This is a genomic window from Streptomyces sp. NPDC000983 (assembly GCF_040299205.1).
GTDB lineage: Bacteria > Actinomycetota > Actinomycetes > Streptomycetales > Streptomycetaceae > Streptomyces.
The window spans coordinates 81,489-107,444 of the sequence record NZ_JBEPBM010000023.1; the positions used below are offsets into that span (position 1 = coordinate 81,489).

Here is a 25,956-nt window from a genome sequence, read left to right on the forward strand (position 1 = left end):
CTTTCGAACCGGACACACAACCGGGCCGTCCCCCAGGGGCGGGCGGTCCACCGGACGAGAGGGACCAGACCCATGAGCTCAGTTCTGCGCCCGGCGACCACGGGCGATCAATACCGTACGGCCGGCGCCTACCGGCCCGTCTCCTCGCACCTGGCCATCGCGCCGCCGGTGAGTGTGGTCATCCCGGCCATGAACGAGGCGGAGAACCTGCCGTACGTGTTCAAGACCCTGCCGGACTGGATCCACGAAGTGGTGCTGGTCGACGGCAACTCCACGGACGACACCGTGGAGGTGGCCCGTGGACTGTGGCCCGGGGTGAAGGTCGTGAAGCAGCAGGGCAAGGGCAAGGGGGACGCCCTGATCACCGGGTTCGAGGCGTGCAGCGGCGACATCATCGTGATGGTCGACGCGGACGGCTCGGCGGACGGGCAGGAGATCGTCAGCTATGTCTCCGCGCTGGTGTCGGGCGCCGACTTCGCCAAGGGGTCGCGCTTCGCCAACGGCGGCGGCACCGATGACATGACCTTCATCCGCAAGCTCGGCAACCGGGCCCTGTGCGCCGTCGTCAACCGCAAGTTCGGCGCCCGCTACACCGATCTCTGCTACGGATACAACGCGTTCTGGCGGCACTGCCTGGACAAGATCGACCTCGACTGCACCGGCTTCGAGGTGGAGACCCTGATGAACATCCGGGTCGTCAAGGCGGGCCTGAAGGTGCAGGAGATACCGAGCCACGAATACCTCCGCATCCACGGCACCAGCAACCTGCGCGCCGTGCGGGACGGGTTCCGGGTGCTCGACGTGATCCTGAAGGAACGCTCCAACCGGCGCGACCTGCGCCGTCGCGCCGGGCGCTCCCCGATGCTCGACTCGGTCCGGGGAGAGGTGTCTTGAGCGGTCCCGACATCTCCGTCGTGATCTGCGTGTACACCGAGGACCGCTGGGAGGACATCCTCGCGGCGGTCGCCTCGGTGCGGGCGCAGTCCCGTCCGGCCCTGGAGACGCTGCTGGTCGTCGACCACAACGAACCGCTCCGGGAGCGCCTGACGAGGGAGTACAAGGAGGCCGCGGACGTGCGGGTGCTCGCCAACGCGGGTCCCCGCGGCCTGTCCGCCGGCCGCAACACCGGCATCGCCGCCTCCTACGGCGAGGTCATCGCCTTCCTCGACGACGACGCCGTCGCCGAACGGGACTGGCTGCGGCACTTCGCCGCCGGCTACGCGGACCCGCTGGTGATGGCGGTCGGCGGCCGCACCGAACCCCTGTGGGCCTCGGGCCGCCGGCCGGACTGGTTCCCGGAGGAGTTCGACTGGGTGGTCGGCTGCACGTACCGCGGTCTGCCGCCCGGCCGGGTCCGGGTGCGCAACGTCCTCGGCGGCAACGCCTCCTTCCGGCGCACGGCGTTCGACGCGGCGGGCGGTTTCGCCACCGGCATCGGACGCGACGGCGACAAGCGGCCGCTGGGCTGCGAGGAGACGGAGCTGTGCATCCGGCTGAGCCGCGCCCGGCCCGACGCGGTCCTGCTGATCGACGACCGCGCGGTCATCCACCACCGGGTCCCCGAGGCGCGTGAGCACTTCCGGTACTTCCGCACCCGCGCCTACGCCGAGGGACTGTCGAAGGCGCTGGTGGCGAGGAGCGTCGGCGCGGACAAGGGCCTGGAGTCCGAACGCCGTTACACCACACGGGTGTTGCCGGCGGGCGTGGCCCGCGGGGTGCGGGACGCGCTGCTGGCCCGGCCGGGGGGTGCGGGTCGGGCGGGCGCGATCGTCGCCGGGGTGCTGACGGCGGCCGGCGGGTATGTCGTCGGCAGCGTGCGGGCGCGCCGGGGCGCGGTGACGTACTCGGTGGCGCGGATCGAGGGGGGACGGGAATGAGTGGACCGGGCCCGTTGCCGGGGCACGGGGAGGTGTCCGACCCGGCCGCCGTACCGATCCTGATGTACCACGCGGTCGCGGCGGAGCCGAACGACGCCACCCGCGCCCTGTCGGTGACGCCGGAGGCGTTCGCCGAGCAGATGGCCACCGTCGCCGACCTGGGCCTGACCCCGGTCGGCACCGCCGAACTGGCCGCGTGCTGGCGGCACGGGCGCCCGCTGCCCGCGCGCCCGCTCCTGGTGACCTTCGACGACGGCTACGAGGGCGTGCACCGGCACGCCCTGCCCGTGCTCGCCAAGCACGGCTTCCCGGCGACGCTGTTCGTCTCCACCGGCTGGCTGCGCGGCCCGTACGAGACCGGCGGCGCCCTGGACACCATGCTGGACTGGGACCAGGTGCGCGAACTCGCCGCGGCCGGGGTGGAGATCGGCGGCCACAGCCACACCCACCCCCAGCTCGACCAGCTCCCCGACGACACCCTGCGCCGGGAGCTCATCCTGTGCAAGGAGATCGTCTCGGACCAACTGGGCACCGTACCGGCGTCGTTCGCCTACCCCTACGGCTACTCCAGCCGCCGGGTCCGCGAGGCGGTGCGCGAGACGGGGTACGCCCAGGCGCTCGCCGTCGGCAACGGGCTCGCCCGGCGCCGGCAGGGGCCGTACGCGCTGCGCCGGGTCACCGTGCGCCGCGGTACGGGTGCCGAGGAGTTCCGGCGGCTGGTCGAGGGCCGCGCGATCACCCGTACCTTCGCCCGGGACCTCGCCCTGACCAAGGGCTACGCGATGGTCCGCAGAGCACGACAGATACGCCGGAAGGCCGTCCGAACCCGTGTCTGACACCACGACCACGACCGAGACCGCCGAGCCCGCCGCCCGGGCGCCCGGGCCGCCGGGGCGCGGCAGCCAGCTGTTCCGCAACGCCTACGCGCTGATGCTCAACACCGGTATCTCCGCGGTGCTCGGCCTCGGTTTCTGGCTGGCCGCGGCCCGCTACTACTCCGAGTCCGCGGTCGGCCAGGGCTCGGCGGCCATCGCCGCGATGAAGTTCCTCGCGGGGCTGACCGCGGTGACGCTGACCGGTGCGCTCGCCCGGTTCATCCCGATCGCGGGCCGGGCCACCGGGCGGCTGATCTTCCGTACGTACGCGGGCAGTTCGGTGGTCGTGGCGCTGGCGGCGGGCGTCTTCCTGGTGACGCTGGACCTGTGGGGGCCGTCGTACCGGTTCCTGGACACGCCGCTCGCCGGGGCCGGGTTCGTGGTCGCGGTCGTCGCGTGGAACCTGCTGACGCTCCAGGACGGGGTGCTGACCGGGCTGCGCAGCGCGCTGTGGGTTCCGGTGGGCAACACCGCCTTCTCGGCGGTGAAGCTGGGGCTGCTGGTCGCGTTCGCGGCGGCGGTGCCGACCACCGGGGTGTTCGTCTCCTGGGTGGCGGCCATCGCGATCTCGGTGCTGCCGCTGGGCTGGCTGGTGTTCCGGCGGCTGGTGCCGCGGCATGTGAAGTCGACCGAGGAACAGGCGAAGACGCCGTCGCTGAAGGAGATCGGCAGGTTCCTGGCCGGCGACTACACCGGCTCGCTGTTCTCCCTCGCCGTGGTCTACCTGATCCCCGTGATCGTGGCCGCGCAGGTCAGCTCCGAGAACAACGCCTACTTCTACATCGCCGCCACCATCGGCGGCACGGTCAACCTGCTCGCCATCAACATGGGCGCCTCCCTCACCGTCGAGGGCTCGCACGACCCGGGCCGGCTCGCCGCCAACACCCGGGCCGCGCTGAAGCGGATGGCCAGGATCATGATCCCGGTCTCGGCGGTGCTGTTCTTCGGGGCGCCGTGGATCCTCGGGGTGTTCGGCTCCGGCTACGCGGACGCGGCGACGCCGCTGCTGCGCTGGTTCGCCGTCGGCGGGCTGCTGCGGGTCGTGATGGAGACCTACTTCGCGGTGCTGCGGGCGCAGAGCCGTACCGCGGGACTGGCTTGGATGCAGGGCCTGTTGTGCGCGCTGGTGCTGGGTCTGACGCTGCTGCTGCTGCCCCGGATGGGGCTGACCGGTGCCGGTGTCGCCGAGATCGTGGCGCTGTCGGTGATCGTGGCGGTGGCCGCGCCGAAGCTCTACCGGACGGTGCGGACCGCGCCGCCGGAGGTCCCCGAGGACTCCGCGCCCGACGGCGACCTGGCCGACCTCGGGGCGCGCGGGCGGGGTGCGGGCTGGGCGCTGGACTCCGACACCCTCGGCCTGGGCATCCATGTCGACCTCGACCATCTGGAGCGCCGGCCCGACGTCCGGCCGGGCCCCGGCACCCCGCCCACCGGCCTTCCCGCGGTACGGCGGCCCGGGCACCGGCCGGCCTGGGCGGTCGGGCCGCCGACGGAGAGGCCCGAGCCGGAGGTGGACGCGCCGTTCGAGGAGGAGGAGCGGGCGGTCGTACCGGACGTGCCGGAGGTCTCCGTGCGCGAGGAGGAGCCGCGCGGGACCGAGGAGCCGACGCCCGCCGGGCGGACCGGCGCGCTGCCGACCCGCCTCGGGGTGGTCCTGGGCTGTCTGCTGATCGCCGCGCTGCTGCTGTACTGGGTGCCGGCGCTGCGGCTCGGCGAGGCCGACCTGGACCGGATGGGCGGGCTCGGGCTGGTCTCGGTGCTGCCCACGCCCACGCTGATCGGCGCCGGGCTGCTGGTCACCGTGTTCGCCTCGCTGCTCTGGCTGGGCCGGGAGCACCGGGCGCTGCTGCTGGTCACCCTGGTGGCGACGGTGGTGTCGCTGCACGCCCTGCCCGCGCTGATCGAGACCGAGCCCCGGTTCGCGACGGCCTGGCAGCACCTGGGCTTCCTGGAGTACATCGACCGCACCGGGTCGGCCGTGCCGGATCTGGACGCGCGGTGGAGCTGGCCGGGGTTCTTCGCGGTGGCCGCGTTCGTGGCGCGGGCGTGCGGGGTGTCGGACCTGACCGAGGTCGTCCGCTGGTGGCCGCTGACCATGCAACTGCTGTACCTGGTACCGATGTTCCTGCTGACCCGCTCGATGCGGGCGAGCTGGCGGGCGCGGTGGACGGGCATCTGGGTCTTCGTGCTGAGCGGCTGGGTGGGCCAGGACTACTTCTCCCCGCAGGGCTTCACCTATCTGCTGTACCTGGCGTTCGCGGCGATCCTGCTGGTGTGGTTCCGGGCGCCGAGGGTGATCTGGACGCGGGTGCGGCCCGGCGAGCTGGAGGTCGAGCCGACGGACCGGCGGCAGCGGGCGGTGCTGCTGCTGGTGGTGATCGCGCTGTTCGCGGCGAGCGTCCCGGCGCACCAGCTGACCCCGTTCGTGATGCTGGGCGTGCTGACGGTGCTGGTGCTGGTGGGCCGCAGCGAACTGCGCGGGCTGCCGGTGCTGTTCGGGGTGCTGGTGGTGTCGTGGATCGGCTTCATGGCCGAGCCGTACTGGTCGGGCCACTTCGACGAGCTGTTCGGCGGGGTCGGCGGGGTCGGCTCCAATGTCTCCTCGTCCGTCTCCGGCCGGATCGAGGGCGGCAGCTCCACCCACAAGCTGGTGCTGTACGTGCGGGTGCTGCTGGCCGGCTCGGTGATGGCGATGGCCTGCTGGGGCTGGTGGCGGCGGCGCGACCACAAGTACCGCGAGCGCTCGCTGCTGGTGCTCACCTTCGTCCCGTTCCTCGGCTTCGGCATGCAGAGCTACGGCGGCGAGATGGCGCTGCGGGTGTTCATGTTCGCGCTGCCCGGCGCCGCCCTGCTGACCGGGCTGGCCCTCTTCCCGCGCACCGGCGTCACCGCGGAGGAACGCGACAAGGACCGGGTGAGTCTGGCTCCGCTGGCCGCGTTCCTGGCGGGGCTGGTGCTGATCGGCGGCTTCCTGGTGGCCCGCTGGGGCAACGAGCCCTTCGAGCGGGTCCGGCCGGGCGAGGTCGCGGCGATGGAGTTCGTGTACGCCCATGACGATCCGAGCGTGCGGCTGCTGTGGCTGAGCAACGACACCGTCAACGTGGTGACGCCGTCGCTGCCGTGGGGGGCGCGGGACATGGAGAAGGTCGAGTACCTGCCCACGCTCGCGCCGACCGACCCGGTGCTGGTGTCGGGGCTGGTCAAGGCGTTGAAGGACGCGGGACCCCACTCGTATCTGATGGTCAACCGCAGTCAGGTCACCTATCTGCGGATGGACGTGGGCTACTCGGCCAGCTGGGAGCCGAGGCTCCTGCACCACCTGGACCGGCGCCAGGAGCTGCGGAAGGTCTTCGTCAACGAGGACGTGACGATGTACGCGCTGCGCGAGCAGCCCGCGGGCGAGATCCCGAAGGCCGATCCCGGGCCGATCGGACCGCAGGTGACCTGGACGCCGTGGTCGGTGGTCGGGGGGCTGGCGGCGCTGGCGCTGATCGTGCTGCTGGCGGCGCGCGAGGTGGTGCGGGTCGCGGTGCGGCCCGGGGTGCGTCAACTGCGCTGGCTGCAGAGCAGTTTCTGGTTCTCGCTGCCGCTGCTGGCGGTGCTGCTGGCCTCGCTGGTGCAGCGGTTCCTGACGATCGAGTGAGGGGCGGGTGGCTCAGCGGTCGAGCCACCTGACCTCGTAGGCCTGAAGGGTGAGTCGCTCGCTGTCGACGGTGACCTCGGTGGACCGGTCGAGGGTGTTCACCACCAGGGTCGTACGGTCGCTCGCCAGCACCCGGACCCGGGGCGGGGCGGTCACGGTGCGGTACCCGGTGCCGGGCGGGAAGGCGGCGGCGAACCGGGACAGCAGGTCGTACAGGGGCAGTTGGCGTCCGCCGTCCGCGGTGTCGGTCGGGGTCCACAGGCAGCCGGGGCACTCGGTGCCGGTCTCGGCCTCGGGGTTCCAGTAGAAGCCGGAGGTGGCGCCCCCCTCGGCCATCGCGATCAGTCCGGCGGCGTGCACGGCCTCCCGGCGGGTCTCGGACCAGCCGTGCCGGTTGTCGTCGCCGTCGCCGGGTTCGACGTAGTACTCGGCCCACCACAGCGGCAGTCGACCGCCGGTCTGCCGGCGCACCCACTCGCCGACGGCCGTGAACTTGTCGGTCGCCGCGAACTCGTCGGGGACGAGTTCGTCGTCCCGGGTGTAGCTGGAGCCGTCCACGACGACGAAGTCGGCGCCCTCCTTGTGCTCGTTCCAGTAGTCGAAGGCGTCCAGGACCCGCTGGTCCATGGCGCCCCAACTCCCCTTGAGGAACTTCGAGGCGTGCGCCTCGCGGGGGTCGAGGCTGTCCATCACCAGGTACGGCCCGCCGACCTGGATCCCGGGGTTGACCTTCTTCAGCGCCCGGTGGACGAGGTTGTAGAGCCGGGTGTAGCCCTCGTGGTCCCAGCGCCCCTCGGCGTCGTTCCAGAAGCCCTTGAACTCGTTCCAGACGATGAAGTGCCGTACGTCCGGATAGCGTTTGGCGACGGTCGCGGCGAGGGCGGCGAAGTCGTCGAAGTGCTCGGGGTCCGGCGCGGTCTCCAGGGCGGCCTGGCTCCAGTCGGTGTTGTCGACGCCCGCCTCGCCGCCCTTCATCCAGTCCGGGGCACAGCACAGCGTGACGACGGGCGTGCCGCCCGAGGCGCGGACGAAGTCGATACGGCGGTCCATGGCGGCGAAGTCGTAGCGGCCCCGGACCGGTTCGGGGTTGTCGGCGCCCCAGCCCATGAGGTGCTGGATCTGCGGCGGTTCGTCCTCGGCGAGCCGCCGCTCGACCCGCCGTACGGCGGCCGGGTCGCCCTCGTCGGCGCTGAACTGGGTGTGTGTGAAGCCCCAGCCGACCTCGGGCTTCGCGGACCCCGAGGTGGGGGCGGGGGTGCCGTGCACCCGGTCACCGTCGCGGGAGGTGCCCTCGGTGCTCGCGCCGTTGCCGGGCAGCGTGTTGAGCAGGGTCACCACCAGGGCCAGCGCGGCCACGCCCACACCGAGCAGCGCGGTGAACCGCCACCGCCGTGTCCCCGAATTCCACCCATGTCGTCCCATCGAGGGCAACGGTAACGGGGGTGGCGGGGCGGCGGCAGGTTTCCGCGGTGAACAGTACGGGCGCATTCCGGGTGAACGGTCCGCGGGGGAAATGCCGTGCGCGGGGGGCGTCCGTGCCCGATCATGGCGGCATGTCCGCCAACCCGCACGACGCTCTGCCGATCCGGCTCAACGTCGACGACAGCGACTCTCCTTCCGATGTCATCGACGCGCTGTTCCTCGGTCGTTTCACGACGGGCGAGCAGCCCTATTCGCACGCCTCCAACATCGACCGCGTACGGTCCGGCGCGACCCTGCTGCCGCCGGACGCCCGGGTGCTGCGGGTCGCCCGCGACAACGACCGCAGCGCCACCCTCGCGGAGGGCGACGGCTGGACCGTGCTCGTCTCCCGCTGGAGCAGCGGCGCGGACGTCACGGTCACCGCGACCAGCGCCGACCTGGCCAAGCGGGTCCTCGACCAGGCCACCGACGGCGCGGTCGACGAGCCCGAACCGCAGCCGGAGCACGTGACGATGGGGTTCTGGTACAACTCCCCGCGGCGCGGCCCGCACCGCACGACCCGGCAGATCTCGGCGGGCACGTGGGAGGAGGTCCGGGGCAACTACACGGCGCCGGTGGCGGACGCGATGGACCGTCTGATGAAGACGACCCCCGAGGACATCGCCGGCCGGCTGCTCCTGCTGCACGGCCCGCCCGGCACCGGCAAGACCTCCGTGCTGCGCACCCTGGCCCGCTCCTGGCGGGACTGGTGCCAGGTGGACTGTGTGCTCGACCCCGAGCGGCTGTTCAGTGACGTCGGCTATCTGATGGACATCGCGATCGGCGAGGAGGACCCGTCCGGCAAGGGTCGCTGGCGGCTGCTGCTCCTGGAGGACTGCGACGAGCTGATCCGCGGCGAGGCCAAGCACACGGCCGGGCAGGCGCTGTCCCGGCTGCTGAACCTGACCGACGGTCTGCTCGGGCAGGGGCGCAACGTCCTCGTCGGGGTCACCACCAACGAGGACCTGGAGAGGCTGCACCCGGCAGTGGTCCGGCCCGGCCGGTGTCTGGCCCGTATCGAGGTCGGCCCGCTGACCCGGCCGGAGGCGGTGGGCTGGCTGGGCACCGAGGAGGGCGTCGGCCGCGAGGGCGCCACCCTGGCGGAGCTGTACGCCCTGCGCCGGGGCACGTCCCCGACCGCCCTCCCTGAGCCGCGGGACGGCGCGGACGCGGGGCTGTATTTGTAGGGCCGGCCGTTGGCGTGGGGCCCTGGTTCAGGGCCGGCTTTTGGCCTGGGGCCCTGGTTCAGAGCCCCTGTTCCCGCTGGGGCCGGGGTGCAGGACCCGCTGTTCTCGCGGCGCCGGGTACCGGGCCCGCTGCTGTCGCGGGGGCCGGGTGCACGACCCGCCGCTGCCCGGGGCCCAGGTAGGGGACCCGACAACTGACCCCAGGGCCCGGGTACGGAACCCGCCGTTGCCCCAGGGCCCGGGTACGGGACCCGCTGCCGTCCCAGGGCCCGGGCACGGAACCCGCAACTGACCCCAGGGCCCGAGTACGGAACTCGCCGTTGCCCCAGGGCCCGGGTACGGGACCCGCTGCCGTCCCAGGGCACGGGACCCGCAACTGACCCCAGGGCCCAAGTACGGAACTCACCGTTGCCCCAGGGCCCGGGTACGGGACCCGCTGCCGTCCCAGGGCGCGGGCACGGAACCCGCCCCTGCCGCGGGCCCGAGCACACGATCCGCTGTTGTCGAGGGCCCGGGGCACGTCCGCCCCGCCCCCGGTTCAGTCCTCCTCGTACGCCGCCCGCAGGGCTTCCCGCACCGCGGTGAGGGCCGCGGCCTCGTCCAGGCCGAGCCGGCGGGCCCGCTCGGCGTAGGTCCGGGCGGCCGTCGAGGCCTCCCGTTCCGCGGCGGAGCCGGCCGCGGCGACGAAGGTGCCGTTGCGGCCCCGGGTCTCGATCACCCCGTCGGTCTCCAGCGCCCGGTAGGCCTTGGCGACCGTGTTCGCGGCCAGCCCCAGCGACTCGGCGAGCCCGCGCACGGTGGGCAGCCGGTACCCCACCGGCAGCACCCCGGCCCGCGCCTGCTCGGAGATCTGCGCCCGCACCTGCTCGTAGGGCGGTGCGCCGTCATCGATGTGGATCTTCAAGGTCACGCAGGTGATTGTCCCGCACCCGCCGGAAAATGAGAGGCACTCGGCGGCGCCCCGCCCGTAACGTGCGGCCACATGACTGTCATCGTGCGGGAGATCGGGCCCGGCGTGCGAGCGGACCTGGAGGGCTTCACCGCCGTCCGGCACAGCGCCCTGCCGTTCTACGTCATCAGCCCCGACTCCCTCGCCCACGACCTGGCCCATCTCCCCGCCGAGGCCCACTACCGGCCGCTGGTCGCCGAGGAGGACGGCGAGATCATCGGCACCGCTCAGGTCGGTCTGCTGCACGAGAGCCCGGAGCCGGGCCAGGGCTTCGTCAACGTGTACACGCATCCGGAGCGCACCCGGCGCGGCGCCGGGGGCCTGCTGCTGCGCGCCGCCGAGGAGTACCTGGCCTCGCTCGGCGCGGTCCGGCTGCTGGCCTGGGTCCTGGACGAGCCGGCCAACCGCGCCTTCGCCGAGGCGCACGGCTACCGGCCGAGCCGTTCCGCGCACTTCCTGCGCCTGGACCTCGCCCACGGCACCCTGCCCGAGCGGCGGACCCCGCCCCCCGGTGTCGAACTGCGCCCGGCCTCCGCCTTCGCGGCCGACCCGCGCCCGGTGTTCGACCTCGACGCGGAGGTCACCTCCGACGAGCCGGGCGACGCGGGCGCCGAACTCACCGACTACGAGGAGTGGTTGGCGAACGTCTGGCGGCATCCGCTGACCGACCTCGGACTGACCACGGTGGCCGTCGTCGAGGGCCGCCCCGTCGCGTTCAGTGCCGCCCGCACGGACGGCACCCGGTACGCCACCGCCATGACCGGCACGGCCCGTGCCCACCGCGGCCGGGGCCTGGCCAAACTCGCCAAGAACGACTCCCTGCACCGGGCGCGCGCGGCCGGGTACACGGAGGCGTTCACGGGCAACGACACCGGCAACGGGCCGATGCTCGCGATCAACGAGTGGTTCGGGTACGAGATCTGTGCGACGGAGGTGCGGTATGTCCGCGAACTCGGCTGAGCCGGGCGCGACGGTGGAGGTCGTCCTGGTCAAGGGCGGCCGCACGAAGATCGGTTACTCGGCGGAGCTCCTCTCCGACGACGGTGTCCGGGTCGCCGTGCGCGCCCCGTGGGCCGGGGAGGGCGTCCGGGACTTCGGTTTCGTGCGCTTCGAGGCGGGCGACGTGTTCACCGAGTACTACTGGCGGGACCGCTGGTACTCGGTGAAGGAGGTCCGTACCGCCACGGGCGCGCTGAAGGGCTGGTACTGCGACATCACGCGCCCGGCGGAACTGTCCGGCTCACGGTTGACGGTGGAGGACCTCGACCTGGACCTGTGGCGGTCGGCCGACGGCACGGACGTACGGCGCCTGGACGAGGACGAGTTCGAGGAGAGCGGTCTGCGGGAGCGCGATCCGGCGGCCGCCGCGGCTGCCGTCGCCGCCCTGGACGAACTGGAGTCCCGGGCCCGTACCGGCGACTTCACCTCCCTGCTGGACCTGCTGGACTGAGCCTCACAGCACGGCCACCGCCGCGTACCGCTCGTCGTCCACGGCCCGCCCCCAGAGCAGGGGGTCGCCGGACAGCCGTTCGAGGCGCACCTCGGCGGCGAGCGGTCCGAGGAGCGCCGTGAGCCGGGCGGCCGGGATCCCGACCGGGTCGACGGTCCCCCAGACGCCCTCGACCAGCACCATCCGTCCTCCCGGGCGCAACAGGCCCCGCCAGTGGCGCAGGGCGCGCCCGGGGTCGGGCAGGGCCCACAGGACGTGCCGGACGAGCAGGGCGTCGTAGCGCTGTTCGCCGACGGGGGGCGCGGCGGCGTCACCGGGCAGGAACACGGCGTCACGTCCGGCGAGCTTGGCGCGGGCGAGCGCGATCATGGCGGCGGAGCTGTCGACTCCGGTGACCCGGTGTCCCTGTTCGGACGCGAGCAGCGACAGGCTGCCGGTGCCGCAGCCGAGGTCGAGGACGTCGCCGGGCGGGCCGGGCAGCCAGTCGCGCAGCCGTCCGGCCCAGGCACGGCGGATCTCGGGGTCGCGCAGGCCGTGGTCGGGCTTGTCGTCGAAGGAGGGGGCCTCGGCGTCCCAGTCGGTACGCGGTGCGGTCGTCTCGTCACGGTTTCTCGCCATACGCCCGAGAGTGACACAGGCCACTGACAGTCGAAATCGTGACTGCGGCCACTGACAGAGCGGCCGCCGATGAGGAAGTCTCCCCGAAAGGGTCTACCTCCGTGAAAAACGCGGAAGACAGTAGGCACCGAAGGAGGCAGCCATGCGCCGCATCACCGTGCAGAAGCCTTTGAAGAAGTCGGAGTCGCGCCGGACTCCCCGTGAGAAGAGCGATGAACGCCCCGCGGCCCGCCCCGAGATCCGCGAGGACATCGCACGAACATGGTGGCCGGACGGCTGACCGGCCGCTCAGCTCAGCCGCTTGCGGTAGTGGACGCGGTCGTAGGGCCCGTCCACGCGGCGTTCCACGGCCTCGTAGCCGAATTTCGGGTAGATCCTCTGGTTCTCCCACATCAGGGCGTTGGTGCAGAGCCTGATCTCCGGCAGTGCGAGGGCGCGCGCGTGTGCCTCCACGAACTCCAGCAGCCGTCGCCCGACGCCGCGTCCGTGCGCGTCGGGGTGGACGGCGATGCTGTCGAGGTGGAGATGGTCGGCGTGCGCCTCGACCACGACCAGCCCGATCACGCGCCCGCCGCCGGGCTCCTCGGTGACGAACACCCGGCCGGCGGCGACGTTCGCGGCGTGATCGGCCCGCATCGGCATGGGCACCACGCCGATGCGCTCGATGTAGTGACGGTAGGCGTCGTCGGTCACGGTCTTGACCGCGGCCACGTCGGCGGCCCCGGCGGGCCGGATCTCCTCGTGCGTCATGCCCTGAACGGTAGCTACCTGAGCGGAGTCTCAGCACTCCCTTAACGGCACCATAAGGATCACCGTCACCCGCCTCCAGCAGGCGATTTCGCGGTTCCGGCGGGCTAGCTTGCTGATCGCCCCCACGGGTTCCAGCACAGCAACCGACGACTGTTCCACAGGAGTTCCCCATGCCCGCACGCCGCAGGGTCGCCACCGCCGCCTCCGTCGCCGTTGTCGGTGTCGCACCGCTCGCACTGACCGCGCTGGGGGCCGCGCCCGCGGCCGCGCACGGCTCGATGGGCGACCCGGTCAGCCGGGTTGCGCAGTGCTACGCGGAGGGCCCCGAGAGCCCGAGGTCCGCCGCCTGCAAGGCGGCCGTCGCGGCCGGGGGAACGCAGGCGCTGTACGACTGGAACGGCATCCGCATCGGTGACGCGGCCGGACGCCACCAGGAGTTGATCCCCGACGGCAAGCTGTGCAGCGCGGGCAGCGACGCGTTCAAGGGCCTGGACCTGGCCCGCGCCGACTGGCCGGCCACGAGCGTCAGCAGCGGCTCGTACACCTTCAAGTACCGGGTGACCGCGCCCCACAAGGGCACCTTCAAGGTGTACGTCACCAAGGAGGGCTACGACCCGACGCAGCCGCTGGCCTGGGGCGACCTGGACCTCGCCAACCCGGTGGCGACGGTCACCGACCCGGCCGCGTCCGGCGGCTTCTACACCTTCTCCGGCACGCTGCCGGAGCGTTCCGGCAAGCAGGTCCTGTACGCGGTCTGGCAGCGCTCGGACAGCCCGGAGGCGTTCTACTCCTGCTCGGACGTCACCTTCGGCGGCGCGAGCGGCGGCAGCGGCTCCGGCACGGGGGCCGACACGGGTTCCGGCTCGGGGTCCGGCTCGGGTTCGGGGGACACGGCGGACGACGCCCCCGCGCCGACCGCCTCCGCGCCCTCCGAGGAGCAGATCGAGGACGGCGCCGAGGAGTCGACGATCGAGCACGGGGGCCACGGCGACCAGGACGCCAGTACCTCGGCGGAGCCCGTCGCGGAGAACGAGGACGGCGGTGAGGAGACGGCCGCCGCCAACCGGCCGAAGGCGGCCGGGACCACGGAGAACCTCGCCGAGACCGGCGGCGACAGCAGCACCTCGTACATCGCGATGGGCGGTGCGGCGACCCTGGCGCTCGGCGCCGCCGCCCTGTTCATGTCGGTGCGGCGGCGGGCCGCGGCGGGCGGCCGGCACGACCGCTGACCCTCGGGGACTCCGGGGCCTGACGGGCGGCTCAGGCCGGTCAGGCCCCGGTGGGGCTCAACTGAACGCCGACGCGCAGGTGGTGCGCTTCGCGCGCGCGGGGTCGAGGGCGTTGGCGACCTCGTGGAAGGCGATCCGGTCGAACAGCCCGATCGCCAGGTGCTCGGACAGATCGACCGGGCACAGGTCCTGGAGCAGGACGTTGCGGACGTCCGGCCCGTCCAGGAACTGGCTCCGGTACGGCGTCACGACCTGGTCGTACTTGGTGGCGATGACCGTGTACCTGACGCCGGGCACGGTGTCGCCGCCCGCGTTCAGCTTGGTGAGAAAGGCGGAGCCGACGATCTGGTCGGCGAGTCCGGGCGTGGCGGCGGAGAGCAGGTCCTCGGCGCCCGGGAAGAAGGGCAGCAGGTTGGTGAGGCCGGACAGGTTGGTGCCGTGGTTGTCGGGCGCGATACCGACCAGGGCGTTCACCTCGGCCGCTCCGCCGAGGAACTTCAGGTAGTAGCGGGGCATCATGCCGCCCTGCGAATGGCCCACCAGGTCCGCCTCGGCGGCACCGGTCGCGGCGAGCACCTTGTCGACGAAGGCGTCCAGTTGCTCCGCCGACCGGTCGATCCGGCCCAGTCCGTGGAAGAACGGCACGCCGGGCAGCTGACCGTAGTCGAGCGAGAAGACGCAGTAGCCGCGCTTGGTCAGATAGGGCGCGAGACCGAGCCAGTTGTCGACGGAGTTGCCGAAGGTGCCGTGCACCAGGACGACGGGCCGGGGGTGTGCGGCGGAGGGCTTGCAGGAGTAGTCGTTCCAGCCGGAACTGGTGGTCTCGGCGGCCTGGGCGGTCGTGGCGGCGGGGACGACGGCGACCGCGGCGGTCAGCAGCAGCGCGGCCAGTGGTCGGAACAGTCTCTTCCAGGGCAGCATCGGGTGATCTCCTCGCGGCTCAAGGGGGAGGTACGACGGCCTTGCGCCCTGTGATCCGGATCACGGGATACTGGTTCAACTGCCAAGTTACGGACCAGTAGTTCAAGGGGGAAGTTACGCGTCAGTAAAAACTTCCAGTGATAGCCGGTGTCGACCGGTGAAGGGTGTAATGGGGCTGACGAAACGTCACCAGGTGGGCTTGATGGGACCATAGGGCGCGATGCGGGCCAGCCGGTCGCGCAACGCCCGCAGTTCACCCGCACCGAGCACGCCCTCCCAGGCCCGCACGGCGTCGGCCATCGCCGCCTCGGCCGCCCGGGTGCAGGCCCAGCCCCGTTCGGTCAGGACGACCAGCCGGGCACGCGCGTCCTCGGGATGCGGCCGGCGCTCGACGTACCCCTTGCGCACCAGCTCGTCGACGAGCTGGCTCGCGGCCTGCTTGGTGACCCCCAGATGCGCCGCCAGCTCGGTGGCGGTCGCGCCGTGCGGGGCGAGCCGGGCGAAGGCGAAGCCGTGCGCGGGCCGCATCCCCTCGAAACCCCGGGCCACGACCCCGTCGTTGATGCGCTGGGTCAGCTCGCCGGCGGCGGCGAGCAGGGCGGTGGACAGGGCGACGGCCTCGGAGTTGTGCACGCAGGCATTGAAACACCCTTGACTGGATGGTCAAGCGGCTTGACCATGGAGACCGACCAATTGGTCAAGCAGCTTGACCATCTATCCCCGGGGGAGAGCCATGCCCGTGATCCGCTCGTCCGACACCGTCACCCACGACATCCACGGCGTCCGCTTCGTCTCGTACGCCGCACCCCGCACCGGCAGCAAGGAGCTGTGCGCCTGGCGCGGCGAGGTCCCGCCGGGGACCAGGGCGCCGGCCCACACCGTCGACCGGGAGGAGATCCTGCACGTCCTCGTCGGCAGCCTGCGCGTCACGGTCGACGGCCGCACCGACGACCTCGCCGCCGGCGACACCCTCGTCGTCAACGCGGGCGCGACCCTCGCCGTCGAGAACCCGGCCGACCACACCGCCCTGACCTGGGTGACCACCTCCGTGGGCCTGACGGCCGAACTGGCCGACGGCACCGTGCTCACTCCCCCGTGGGCCAACTGACCCCACGCCCGCCCAACCGGACCGGCCGCGGGCGGACGACCGCCGGCGGCCGGCGCGGGCGGGGTTCACGCCGCCAGCACCCCCGGCACCACCGCCCGGGGCCCGAACCTCGCCCGCAGCAGGTCCGCGACCTCCTCGATCCGCCGCACCTTCTCGTCGACCGGGTCCAGGCTGAGCTGGTACGAGGCCCCCTCGGCGGGGTCGAGCCCCTCCGCCCGCAGCGCGAGCGCGCGCACCCGGGCCCGCTGGAGTCCCAGCGCCTCGTACATCCCGTACGCCACCCGGGTCAGCGCGGCCGAGTGCGCGGTCGGCTCCTTCAGGGTCCGGCTGCGCGTGGTCGCCGAGCGGTCCGCGTACCGCACGGTGAGCGTCAGCGTCCCGCACACCTGGTCCAGCGCCCGCAGCCGGGCCCCCAGCTCTTCGGCGGCCGAGACCAGCGCCCGCCGGTGCCGGTCGGGGTCCAGTTCGTCGCGCCCGAAGGGGCGTTCGGTGACCAGGGAGCGGGCGGACCCGTCCGGCACCACCCGTCCGCGGTCCACCCCGTTGGCCTTCTCGTGCAGCTCCCGTCCCGCCTTCGCCCCGACCAGCCGTTGCAGCGTGGACAGCGGTGCGGAGGCGACCCGGCCGAGGCTGTCGAGGCCGTACTCGCACAGGGTGCGGGCGGTGGCCGGGCCCACCCCCGGCAGCGCCGTGACGGGCCGGTCGGCGAGGAACTCCACGACGGCGTCACGCTCCGGCGGCACGACACAGGTCACCCCGGGCCGGGCGTCCCGCAGCGCCATCCGGGCCAGCGTGGTCCCCGGGCCGGCCCCGATCACGCAGTCCACGCCGTACAGCGCGAGCGCCCGCACCCGGATCACGGAGGCCAGTTCGACCGCGCTGCGCCCGAAGTACCTTTCGGCGCCCCGCAGATCGACCAGCGCCCCGTCCGGCGGCAGCGCCTCCACCACGGGCGAGAACTCCTCCAGCAGCCCGAGCAGCCCGGGCGGGGCCGCCTCGTGCATCGGCGGCAGCTGGAAACGTACGCAGAGAATGGTCATCCCGCACTCCCCGGACTCTGATGCCACAACTTCCTTGTCTGTGAGGGCTCCTGACCCGCGGGACGCAGATCGGCCCACGGATGCATTTCGTATCCGGTCGGCATCTGGATGCGTCGGCCGCCGGTCGGGTCGGCGCCGCCCTCGGGCACCGGCTCCGCGAGCCGCGCCGCCACCGTGTCGAGCCCGCCCTCCGCGCGCAGTTCGACCAGTTCGGCGAGGTTCCAGGCGGCGGCGCCCACCACACTGAGGCTGCGCGGCCCGCGCCGCTGGACCACTCCGCGCACCAGCAGCAGCCAGGAGTGGAAGACGGTGTGCGCGCAGGCGTCGTGGGAGTCGTCGAAGAAGGCGAGGTCGACCAGGCCGGTGCCGTCGTCGAGGGTGGAGAAGATGACCCGCTTGCCGGACCGGATCGGCGGGGTCTGGGTGGCCGCCTTGGCGCCCGCGACCAGCACCGTCTCCCCGTGCCGCACCTCGCGCAGCCGGCGCGCGCCGACCACGCCCAGCTCCGCCAGGAACTCCCGGTGGTCGTCCATCAGATGGCGCGAGGCGTCCATGGAGAGCACGCCCAGCTCGGCGCTGAGCCGCTCGGCGGAGGACAGGTCCGGCAGCCCGGCGGGCGCGGTCCTCCGCCCGCCGGACAGCGGGAGTTGACCGCCTCCGGCACCCCGCGCGCCCCGGTGCAGCTCGGTCAGGTGCAGTTGCAGATCACGCCGGTTGGCGCCGAACGCGTCCAACGCGCCGACCTGCGCCAGCCTCTGGGCCAGAGGACGGCTCGGCCGGGCCCGCTCCCAGAAGTCCAGCAGCGAGGCGTACGGCTGCCCGGCCGCGATCCGCGCCGCCTCGGCCTCGCTGATGCCGTGCACGTCGGAGAGGGCGAGCCGCAGCCCCCACACCGAAGGCGATTCAGACACCAGTTCGATACGGTGGGCGACCGCCGACCGGTTCACGTCCAGGGGCAGGACCGGCACCCCCCGCCGCCGCGCGTCCGCCAGCAGCAGCCGCTTGGGGTACATCCCGGGGTCGTGGGTGAGCAGCCCGGCGTAGAAGGCGGCCGGGTGGTGCGCCTTCAGCCAGGCCGACTGGTACGTCGGCACGGCGAAGGCCACCGCGTGCGCCTTGCAGAAGCCGTACGACCCGAAGGCCTCGACGATCTCCCAGGTCCGCCGGACCGTCTCCGCGTCGTACCCCCGGGCCGCCGCGTGCTCGGCGAACCAGAACCTGATCCGCCCCTGCGACTCCGGGTCGGACAGCCCGCGCCGCACCCGGTCCGCCTCGGCGCGTCCGCAGCCGGTCATGATGTCGACGATGTCGATGACCTGCTCGTGGAAGACGACGACCCCGTAGGTCCCCTTCAGCGGCTCCTCCAGGTCGGGGTGCGGGTAGCGCACCGGCGCCCGCCCGTGCCGGGCCTCGATGAACGGCCGCACCATGTCGGCGGCGACCGGTCCGGGCCGGAAGAGCGAGATGTCGACGACCAGGTCGTGGAAGGTGGCCGGCTGAAGCCGTCCGACCAGGTCCCGCTGGCCCGGCGACTCGATCTGGAAGCAGCCGAGCGTCTCGGTGGACCGGATCAGCGCGTACGTCGCCGGGTCGCCGGGCGGTACGGAGTCCAGGTCGAGCCTCGACCCCGTCGCCCGCTCCACCTCCGCGACCGCGTGCGTCATCGCCGACTGCATCCGCACGCCCAGCACATCGAGCTTGAGCAGCCCCAGGTCCTCCACGTCGTCCTTGTCGAACTGCGACATGGGAAAGCCCTCGCCGCCGGTCGGCACGACCGGGGTACGGGCGAGCAGGGAGGCGTCGGACAGGAGCACTCCGCAGGGGTGCATGGCGACCCCGCGCGGCAGGGCGTCCAGGGCCTCGGTCAGCTCCCACAGCCGCCCGTACTTCTCCTTCTCCCCCGCCAGTTCCCGCAGTTCGGGCAGTTCCTCCAGCGCGGCCCGGGCGTCGCGGGCGCGGAGGTGCGGGAAGGACTTGGCGATGCGGTCGATGTCCGCGGGGTCCATGGACAGGGCCGCGCCCACGTCCCGGATCGCGTGGCGGACCCGGTACGTCTCGGGCATCGCGACCGTGGCCACCCGCTCGGCGCCGAACCGGCCGATGATCGCGCGGTAGACCTCCGGCCGGCGCGCGGACTCCACGTCGATGTCGATGTCGGGCAGCACCGACCGGCGCTCGGACAGGAAGCGCTCCATCAGCAGCCCGTGCTCGACGGGGTCGGCGTGGGCGATGCCGAGGAGGTGGTTGACGAGCGAGCCCGCACCGGACCCGCGCGCGGCCACCCGGATGCCCATGCCCTTCACGTCGTCCACGACCCGAGCGACCGTCAGGAAGTAGGAGGCGAAGCCGTGGTGGGCGATGACGTCCAGCTCCCGGTGCATCCGCTCCCAGTAGGGGCGCCGGCCCGCGTAGCCGCGCAGCACCATCCCGGCCGCCGCCCGCGAGGCGAGCACCCGCTGGGCGGTACGCCGGTCCGCGCCGACCAGAGCCGGTTCGGGGAAGCGGACGGTGCCGATGCCGAGGTCGTCCTCGGGGTCGACCAGGCACTCGGCGGCCGTCGCCCGCGTCTGCTCCAGCAGCCGGTGCGCGGTGTCGCGCCGGAAGCCCGCGGCCTCCACGATCCGCTCGGCGGCGTCCAGCATGGCGTCGACGCCCTTGAGCCAGGCCTCACCGGAGTCCAGCTCCTTGGCGGGGTCGACGGGGACGAGCCGGCGGGCGGCGTCCAGGATGTCGGCGACCGGGCCCTGACCTGGGTCGGCGTAGCGGACGGCGTTGCTGAGCACCGGCCTGATCCGCTGCTCGGCCGCGAAACCGACGGTGCGGGCGGCCAGCCGCAGGGAGCCGGGGCCGGTGCCCTTGCGGCCGTGCCAGACGGCCTCCAGGCGCAGCGCGTCGCCGTAGACCTCCCGCCAGGGGATCAGCAGCCGGGCCGCGCGGTCGGGGCGGCCGGCGGCGAGGGCGCGGCCGACGTCGGAGTCGGGACCGAGCAGGACGGTGAGTCCGTCGCCCCGGTTGTCGGCCCGGGGCAGCAGCGGCGGGCCCTCTCCGGAGTGCGATGCGGTGACGATTCCGCAGAGATCGGCCCAGCCGCGGGCGCCGTCCCGGGCGAGGAAGGCGACCCGGGGTGTCGACTCGTCGATGAAGGCACCGCCCCGCACGGGGGCCCGGCGCCGCTCCGGCCGCTCGGGGTCCGGCCGCCGCGCCCCCCTCCCCCGCCCCTCGGCTCCCTCCTGCCGGACGAGGCCCCCCTGACGTACGGGGTTCTCCCGCCGTACGGGGTTCTCCCCCCTCGCGAGGCTCTCGGGGTCGAAGCCCTCCACCGCCAGTTCCGTGCCGAACAGGGGCCGGACCCCCGCCTTCGCGCAGGCCTTGGCGAAGCGGACGGCGCCCGCGAGGGTGTCGCGGTCGGTGAGGGCGAGGGCGTCCATGCCCCGTTCGGCGGCACGCTCGGCCAGCCGCTCCGGATGCGAGGCGCCATAGCGCAGGGAGAACCCGGAAGCGGTGCGCAGATGCGTGAACCCGGGCATCCACCCCTCCGAAATCGAACACTAGTTCCCGACCACCGCACCCCACCATAGACCAAATCTCGAACACATGTACGACAACGGTTCACCCCTCCCCCGCCTGCGGAAACGTCCGTCCGGGCAGACGAAAGTCCCGCCCCTCGCGCGCGGGGCGGGACTTTCACGGAGCGTGCGGAGCCTCAGCCGATCTCGGTACCCGTGGCCGACAGCGCCTCGGTCACCGGCTGGAAGAAGGTCTCCCCGCCGGAGGCGCAGTCACCGCTGCCGCCGGAGGTGAGGCCGACCGCCTTGTCGCCGGAGAACAGCGAGCCGCCGCTGTCACCGGGCTCGGCGCAGACATCGGTCTGGATGAGTCCGTTGACGATGTCGCCGTTGCCGTAGTTCACGGTGGCGTCGAGACCGGTGACCGCGCCGGAGTGCACCTGGGTGGTCGAGCCGCTCCGGGTGACCTGCATGCCGACCGTCGCGTCGGCCGCGCCGGAGATCGCCTGGGCGGAACCGTCGTAGAGGTTGACCTCGCTCGGGTGGTCGACCTCGGCGGTGTACTTCACCAGGCCGTAGTCGTTGTCCGGGAAGCTGGACACCTCGTTGGTGCCGAGCTGGTTCCCACTGGCGTCCTGCCAGTTGGTGATGCCTTCCGTGCAGTGTCCCGCGGTCAGGAAGAACGGCTCCCCGCCCTTGACCACGTTGAAGCCGAGCGAACAGCGGCCGCTGCCGTCGGTGATGGCGTCGCCGCCCGCGACGAAGGGCTTGAACTCTCCCTTGGTGCGCTGGAGTTCCGCCGTCGCCCCGAGCCCGTCGACGACCTCGGTGAGCTTGGCCCACTCGGCGTCGGAGACCGTGCGGTCCGCGGTGACCACGACCTTGTTGGTCGTCGGGTCGGTCACCCAGGAGGTGCCCGGGATGGTGGCGTCCTGCTTGAGCGTGCCGCGCGCGCTCTTCAGCTCGGCGAGGGAGTTCGCCACGACCCGCGCCTTCGCGCCGGCGGCCTCGACGGTCTCCGCCGCGCCCTCGTCCAGCACGTTCACGACGAGGTTCCTGCCGTCCGCGTCGTAGTACACGCCGGCCGCGTCCGCGCCGAGGTTCTTGACCAGCGTCGAGGCGAGCTTTCCGGCCGCCGTGACCGACAGGGTCTCGGGGGCGGCGTCCGTCGGCGACTCGCTCGCGTTCGCAGTCTGGAAGGTGACTCCAGCGGCCACCAGTGCGGTGATGCCCGCACCTACCACTGCGGCCCGCCGCTTGGGTATGCGTCGGTGCTTCAACTCACGTCCTCCTGTGGGGGGTCGATCCGGAGGCTGTGGGGGCCTCCGGACCGGAAGGCGTTCGGTCACAGGGGCGGCGTACCGCAAAATGCCGCGTCCGTGCCGGTTGATCGCCGCCTACTATTCCGAGCCTCACAGGGGGCACACAAGGTCGACTTCCGGACGTACACACGGAGTTCACACCATGCCCGCGCATTCTTGACCGTGCACAGTCAGCACGGGCGGCTTCGCGCTGCAAACACTACCTGCGAGTAACCGATATGCGCCGAGTGAGGTCTACGCCTGTCCTGAAACAGCCCTGACAGGGCGCGGCTCCAAGGGCGTTCAGACAGACGGGAGTTGACCGTCGGGAGAAGAAGGCGCTTGCTGTCCCGCGGCGGGCACGGGCGAAGGCGCGGGCGCGGGCGCGGGCTGCGACGGGACGGCCTCGGCCACCGGCGGCTGGGGCTGCGGCTGCGGCTGCGGCTGCGGCTGCGGCTGCGGCTGGAACACCGGTTGCTGGGCGCGTTCCAGGAAGCGCAGCAGCTCCACCGGGAACGGCAGCACCAGGGTGGAGTTCTTCTCCGCGGCGACGGCCACCACCGTCTGGAGCAGGCGGAGCTGGAGGGCGGAGGGGGTGTCCTCCATCTGCTGGGCGGCCTCGGCGAGCTTCTTCGACGCCTGGAGTTCGGCGTCGGCGTTGATGATCCGGGCCCGCCGCTCCCGGTCCGCCTCGGCCTGCCGGGCCATCGACCGCTTCATCGTCTCGGGCAGGGAGACGTCCTTGATCTCCACCCGGTCGATCTGCACGCCCCAGCCGATCGCCGGGCTGTCGATCATCAGCTCCAGGCCCTGGTTGAGCTTCTCCCGGTCCGAGAGGAGGTCGTCCAGATCGCTCTTGCCGATGATCGAACGCAGCGAGGTCTGCGCCATCTGCGAGACCGCGAACCGGTAGTCCTCGACCTTCACCAGGGCGTCGGCCGCGTCCACGACCTTGAAGTAGACGACCGCGTCCACCCGCACGGTGACGTTGTCCCGGGTGATGCCCTCCTGGGCCGGCACCGGCATCGTCACGATCTGCATGTTGACCTTGTGCAGCCGGTCCACGCCCGGGACGACCAGGGTGAAACCCGGGCCGCGCACCTGGGGGCGGAGCCTGCCGAGCCGGAAGACGACACCGCGCTCGTACTGTTTGACCACGCGCGCCGCGGACATCACGTACACCGCTCCGACGGAGGCGAGCGCCGCCCCCGCCGCTACCAGCTCCTCGACCATCGCGGCCCCCAGAGTCCGACGTGGACGCATCGGGCGGCCAGGTGCCCACCCGGTGTCCGTCTCGACGGTAACCCCGTGGCCGGACAAGGGCGAGCCCCCGCACACCAGTTGTGTGCGGGGGCCCGTGCGCTGCCGGCTGCGTGCGCGGGTGGGTCTAGAAGACGCTCATCCCGTAGGCGTTCAGGGCCTCCACCACGGGCTGGAAGAACGTGGTGCCGCCCGAGGAGCAGTTGCCGCTGCCGCCCGAGGTCAGACCGTAGGCGGTGCCGTTGCTGCCGTAGAGCGGGCCACCGGAGTCGCCGGGCTCGGCACAGACGTTGGTCTGGATCATGCCGTAGACGATGTCGCCGCCGCCGTAGTTGACGGTCGCGTTGAGACCGGTGACGGTGCCGGTGTGGATGCCGGTGGTGGAGCCGTCACGGATGACGCTGGTGCCCACGGTCGGGTTGGCCGCGCGGACGATGTCCGTGTTGCCGGCGGTGCCCGACTTGGTGACCGTGGTGTTGGTGTAGCGCACCAGGCCGTAGTCGTTCGTCGGGAAGCTGGAGCCGGAGGTCGGCCCGAGCACCGTCGTACGACCGGAGTTGGAGTACCACGAACCCGCGCCGTCGGTGCAGTGGCCGGCGGTCAGGAAGTAGTAGGCGCCCGCGCTGTTGCGGACGTTGAAGCCGAGGGAACAGCGCCAGCTACTCGCATAGATGGCGTCGCCGCCCGCGATGTACTTCTCGAACTTGCCCGCGGTGCGCTTGATGGTGAGGGCGTCGGCGTTGGCTCCGGCCTGCTCGCGGATCTGGGCGATCTCGGCCTTGGAGACCGTGCTGTCGACGGTGACGACGACACGGTTGGTCTTGCTGTCGACGGCCCAGGCGGTCCCCGGCACATCTGCCTTGAGCACAGAGCCGCTCGCGCTCTTCAGCTCGGCGGAGCTGAAGGCGGTGGGGGTGTCGGCCGCGTTCGCGCTGGGGATCGCGATGGCTGCGGCGGCCACGAGGCCGGTCGATACGGCGATCAGCCGAGTCCGTCTCGTGATTCCGCTGCGAGGGGTGGTGCGCTTGATCCTCACTTTTCGTTCCTCCACATGGGAAGTCGGGGGCCCTCGTGGGGTTTTCGGGCCCGTGAGGCGCAGCCAGGAACCGGGGTCGTCCGGATTCCGAACATGCCGTGCTCCTGACAAGCGCTGTGGGGGAGTATTCGGCGGCACGCCCGACCGGCGCAAGAGCGCCTTTCGGCCGTCAACTTTTGAATCATCGACGAAACAGCCGCGCCGCCGGGGCTCTCGGGCGGCCCGGCGCGAGAAGGCCGACGACCGCTGACGATCATTCACGAACGCAGGCGGGGACGGCCGCACGAGGGCCCGCCGCCTGCCGCGAAGCCCGTCGGCCACCTACCCCCGCCACCCCGGCGCAAGGCCCGTCGACCCCCGGACCGCGCCACCCCGACACACCCGCCCCACCACCACAGCCGCCCCTCGGCCGCACCCGGCCACCCCGGCCGCCGCACCCGTCCCACCTCGGCCACTACCCGGGCGGCCGCACCCCACCCAACCCGGCGACCACCCCGCCGTCACACCGCACCCGCCTAGCAGTTGCACCCGCAGTCACACCCGTCGCAGCCGCAGCTGTCACAGCAGTTGCTGCAACAGTCACAGCAGCTGCAGCAGTCCCCGCACCCGCTGCAATCGCAACTGCTGCACAGCCCCTCCCGTCGCTGGCGCGTCCAGGGGTCCTCGAACTCCCCGCAGCACATCTGACAGGTACAAGCCAATCCGGCCCATACGGCGCACCCCGCGAGCAACCCGCGCCGGTCCCGCCGCGGCGGCTCCGGCGGCAGTCCCGGACCGCCCGGGCCCCCGGGCGGCGCGTAGGGCCCGGCCATGTGGGAGCACGACGCCGACCCGAACGCCCGGTCCACCGACCGCCCCAGCTCGTGCACGAGCAGCAGATGCGCGAGCTTCGGATCGGTGAAGGACACCTCCCGCAGCGCCAGCCGTATGCCGTGCAGCGCGTCGTCGGCCAGCCGGCGGGCCTCCGCGAGCGACGTCCCCGTCGCGGTCAGCGGGTTCCACGCGCCCGACGCGGCGTCAGTTTCCCTGTCCTCCACGGCGTCCAGCAGATGCGCGAGCCGCCCGAACAGCCGCCCCGCCTCGGCGAGCGGCTCGGCGTTGCCGGGCCGGCCGGCCAGCACCGCGGTGTGCGCGAAGGCCGCCCCGGTCGCGGTCTCGGTCGGCTCGGTCACCACCAGCAGCGAGGTGCCGAGGCCCGCCAGCGCCTCGATCCCGGTCTGCCGCTCCACCGCGTCCACCAGCAGCCCGGTGTCGAAGCCGACCGCGGAGCCGCCGCGCGCGCCCGCGGCGTCCCAGCCGGCCGCGACCCGGCGGGCGGCCAGCGCCACCGGCCTGCGCGCCAGCAGCCCGTCCCCGTCGGCGACATGGTCCCGCACCTTGGCCGAGGCCAGCACCAGCGAGACCGCGGCAGCGAGCCGCGCGCCCTCGCCCCGGGCGACGGAGGCGGTGCGCATCCCGCGCAGCGGACAGGGCCCGGCCTTGCGCCGCAGCCCGTCGGCCGCCTCGGCCTGAGCCTCCGTCAGAACCGAGATCAGCAGGCCGTCGTAGTTGGTCACCACCCGGGCGAACTGACCGTGGTCCCCGCGCAACGCCAGGCAGAGACCGCACAGATGGGCCATCCACTGACCGGCGAGACGCTCCCCCAGCCGGTGCCGACAGGGCCTGACGATTCCGAACACGACGCTCCCCCGAGGTTGGTACGACACGAGCCGCCGCATCGTACCGACCGCTCCCGCGGCCCGTTT

22 protein-coding genes are annotated in these 25,956 nt (G+C 72.6%); 10 read left to right on the top strand and 12 right to left on the bottom strand.

Going from position 1 to position 25,956, the window contains the following annotated elements; translation table 11 throughout:
- The first annotated feature begins 72 nt into the window (after positions 1-72).
- The 4 genes from ABT296_RS24955 to ABT296_RS24970 are packed head-to-tail and all read left to right on the top strand — an operon-like array spanning position 73 to position 6,395.
- Positions 73-894: a glycosyltransferase family 2 protein gene (locus ABT296_RS24955; protein WP_351930860.1), complete on the top strand. Its 822-nt coding sequence runs from the start codon at positions 73-75 to the stop codon at positions 892-894.
- A complete protein-coding gene (locus ABT296_RS24960) occupies positions 891-1,877 on the top strand; it encodes a glycosyltransferase family 2 protein (RefSeq protein WP_351930861.1) in 987 nt (328 codons plus the stop codon). The genes ABT296_RS24955 and ABT296_RS24960 overlap by 4 nt, the downstream gene beginning before the upstream one ends.
- Complete coding sequence (locus ABT296_RS24965) at positions 1,874-2,713, top strand: polysaccharide deacetylase family protein (RefSeq protein WP_351930862.1); 840 nt, start codon at positions 1,874-1,876, stop codon at positions 2,711-2,713. The genes ABT296_RS24960 and ABT296_RS24965 overlap by 4 nt, the downstream gene beginning before the upstream one ends.
- A complete protein-coding gene (locus ABT296_RS24970) occupies positions 2,706-6,395 on the top strand; it encodes a lipopolysaccharide biosynthesis protein (protein WP_351930863.1) in 3,690 nt (1,229 codons plus the stop codon). The genes ABT296_RS24965 and ABT296_RS24970 overlap by 8 nt, the downstream gene beginning before the upstream one ends.
- A 12-nt stretch (positions 6,396-6,407) precedes the next feature.
- Here the strand turns inward: ABT296_RS24970 and ABT296_RS24975 are convergent, their stop codons facing one another.
- On the bottom strand, positions 6,408-7,817 hold the full coding sequence (locus tag ABT296_RS24975; protein WP_351930864.1) for a GH39 family glycosyl hydrolase: 1,410 nt from the start codon (positions 7,815-7,817) through the stop codon (positions 6,408-6,410).
- Positions 7,818-7,948: 131 nt separating this feature from the next.
- Here ABT296_RS24975 and ABT296_RS24980 point away from each other — a divergent pair, with 131 nt between their 5' ends.
- Entirely contained in the window at positions 7,949-9,043 is a 1,095-nt protein-coding gene (locus ABT296_RS24980) for a DUF5925 domain-containing protein (protein ID WP_351930865.1), read from the top strand.
- 538 nt (positions 9,044-9,581) lie between these two features.
- Here the strand turns inward: ABT296_RS24980 and ABT296_RS24985 are convergent.
- Positions 9,582-9,953, bottom strand: a complete 372-nt coding sequence (locus tag ABT296_RS24985) for a GntR family transcriptional regulator (protein ID WP_351930866.1) — start codon at positions 9,951-9,953, stop codon at positions 9,582-9,584.
- Between the two features lie 72 nt (positions 9,954-10,025).
- Here ABT296_RS24985 and ABT296_RS24990 point away from each other — a divergent pair, with 72 nt between their 5' ends.
- Positions 10,026-10,952, top strand: coding sequence for a GNAT family N-acetyltransferase (locus tag ABT296_RS24990; RefSeq protein ID WP_351930867.1), 927 nt, complete (start codon positions 10,026-10,028; stop codon positions 10,950-10,952).
- A complete protein-coding gene (locus ABT296_RS24995; RefSeq protein WP_351930868.1) occupies positions 10,933-11,442 on the top strand; it encodes a ribonuclease FAU-1 family protein in 510 nt (169 codons plus the stop codon). The genes ABT296_RS24990 and ABT296_RS24995 overlap by 20 nt, the downstream gene beginning before the upstream one ends.
- A gap of 3 nt (positions 11,443-11,445) precedes the next feature.
- Here ABT296_RS24995 and ABT296_RS25000 read toward each other — a convergent pair whose 3' ends face one another.
- On the bottom strand, positions 11,446-12,060 hold the full coding sequence (locus ABT296_RS25000; RefSeq protein WP_351930869.1) for a class I SAM-dependent methyltransferase: 615 nt from the start codon (positions 12,058-12,060) through the stop codon (positions 11,446-11,448).
- Positions 12,061-12,202: 142 nt separating this feature from the next.
- Between ABT296_RS25000 and ABT296_RS25005 the strand changes: the two genes are divergently transcribed.
- The gene (locus ABT296_RS25005) at positions 12,203-12,340 is read left to right on the top strand and encodes a hypothetical protein (RefSeq protein WP_351930870.1); all 138 of its coding nucleotides are present in this window, start codon (positions 12,203-12,205) and stop codon (positions 12,338-12,340) included.
- 8 nt (positions 12,341-12,348) lie between these two features.
- On the opposite strand, the gene ABT296_RS25010 is transcribed toward ABT296_RS25005, so the two are convergent.
- The gene (locus tag ABT296_RS25010; RefSeq protein ID WP_351930871.1) at positions 12,349-12,810 is read right to left on the bottom strand and encodes a GNAT family N-acetyltransferase; all 462 of its coding nucleotides are present in this window, start codon (positions 12,808-12,810) and stop codon (positions 12,349-12,351) included.
- Between the two features lie 170 nt (positions 12,811-12,980).
- Here ABT296_RS25010 and ABT296_RS25015 point away from each other — a divergent pair, with 170 nt between their 5' ends.
- Positions 12,981-14,039, top strand: a complete 1,059-nt coding sequence (locus tag ABT296_RS25015) for a lytic polysaccharide monooxygenase auxiliary activity family 9 protein (protein ID WP_351930872.1) — start codon at positions 12,981-12,983, stop codon at positions 14,037-14,039.
- Between the two features lie 57 nt (positions 14,040-14,096).
- Here the strand turns inward: ABT296_RS25015 and ABT296_RS25020 are convergent, their stop codons facing one another.
- Together ABT296_RS25020 and ABT296_RS25025 are read right to left on the bottom strand one after the other, a co-directional pair.
- Complete coding sequence (locus tag ABT296_RS25020) at positions 14,097-14,960, bottom strand: lipase family alpha/beta hydrolase (RefSeq protein WP_351930873.1); 864 nt, start codon at positions 14,958-14,960, stop codon at positions 14,097-14,099.
- A 186-nt stretch (positions 14,961-15,146) separates the two neighbouring features.
- Positions 15,147-15,593, bottom strand: a complete 447-nt coding sequence (locus ABT296_RS25025) for a MarR family winged helix-turn-helix transcriptional regulator (RefSeq protein WP_351930874.1) — start codon at positions 15,591-15,593, stop codon at positions 15,147-15,149.
- A 100-nt stretch (positions 15,594-15,693) separates the two neighbouring features.
- On the opposite strand from ABT296_RS25025, the gene ABT296_RS25030 reads away from it, so the two are divergent.
- Positions 15,694-16,068, top strand: a complete 375-nt coding sequence (locus tag ABT296_RS25030) for a cupin domain-containing protein (RefSeq protein WP_351930875.1) — start codon at positions 15,694-15,696, stop codon at positions 16,066-16,068.
- Between the two features lie 65 nt (positions 16,069-16,133).
- Here ABT296_RS25030 and ABT296_RS25035 read toward each other — a convergent pair whose 3' ends face one another.
- The 6 genes from ABT296_RS25035 to ABT296_RS25060 form a co-directional block, all read right to left on the bottom strand.
- Entirely contained in the window at positions 16,134-17,108 is a 975-nt protein-coding gene (locus tag ABT296_RS25035; protein WP_351930876.1) for a DNA polymerase Y family protein, read from the bottom strand.
- The gene (locus ABT296_RS25040) at positions 17,105-20,635 is read right to left on the bottom strand and encodes a DNA polymerase III subunit alpha (protein WP_351930877.1); all 3,531 of its coding nucleotides are present in this window, start codon (positions 20,633-20,635) and stop codon (positions 17,105-17,107) included. Before ABT296_RS25040 ends, ABT296_RS25035 begins: the two co-directional genes overlap by 4 nt.
- 176 nt (positions 20,636-20,811) lie before the next feature.
- The gene (locus tag ABT296_RS25045) at positions 20,812-21,894 is read right to left on the bottom strand and encodes a S1 family peptidase (RefSeq protein ID WP_351930878.1); all 1,083 of its coding nucleotides are present in this window, start codon (positions 21,892-21,894) and stop codon (positions 20,812-20,814) included.
- A gap of 324 nt (positions 21,895-22,218) precedes the next feature.
- Positions 22,219-23,148: a slipin family protein gene (locus tag ABT296_RS25050; RefSeq protein WP_351930879.1), complete on the bottom strand. Its 930-nt coding sequence runs from the start codon at positions 23,146-23,148 to the stop codon at positions 22,219-22,221.
- A gap of 154 nt (positions 23,149-23,302) precedes the next feature.
- On the bottom strand, positions 23,303-24,211 hold the full coding sequence (locus ABT296_RS25055; RefSeq protein ID WP_351930880.1) for a S1 family peptidase: 909 nt from the start codon (positions 24,209-24,211) through the stop codon (positions 23,303-23,305).
- A gap of 515 nt (positions 24,212-24,726) precedes the next feature.
- Positions 24,727-25,890, bottom strand: a complete 1,164-nt coding sequence (locus ABT296_RS25060) for a DUF5685 family protein (protein WP_351930881.1) — start codon at positions 25,888-25,890, stop codon at positions 24,727-24,729.
- Positions 25,891-25,956 lie beyond the last annotated feature (66 nt).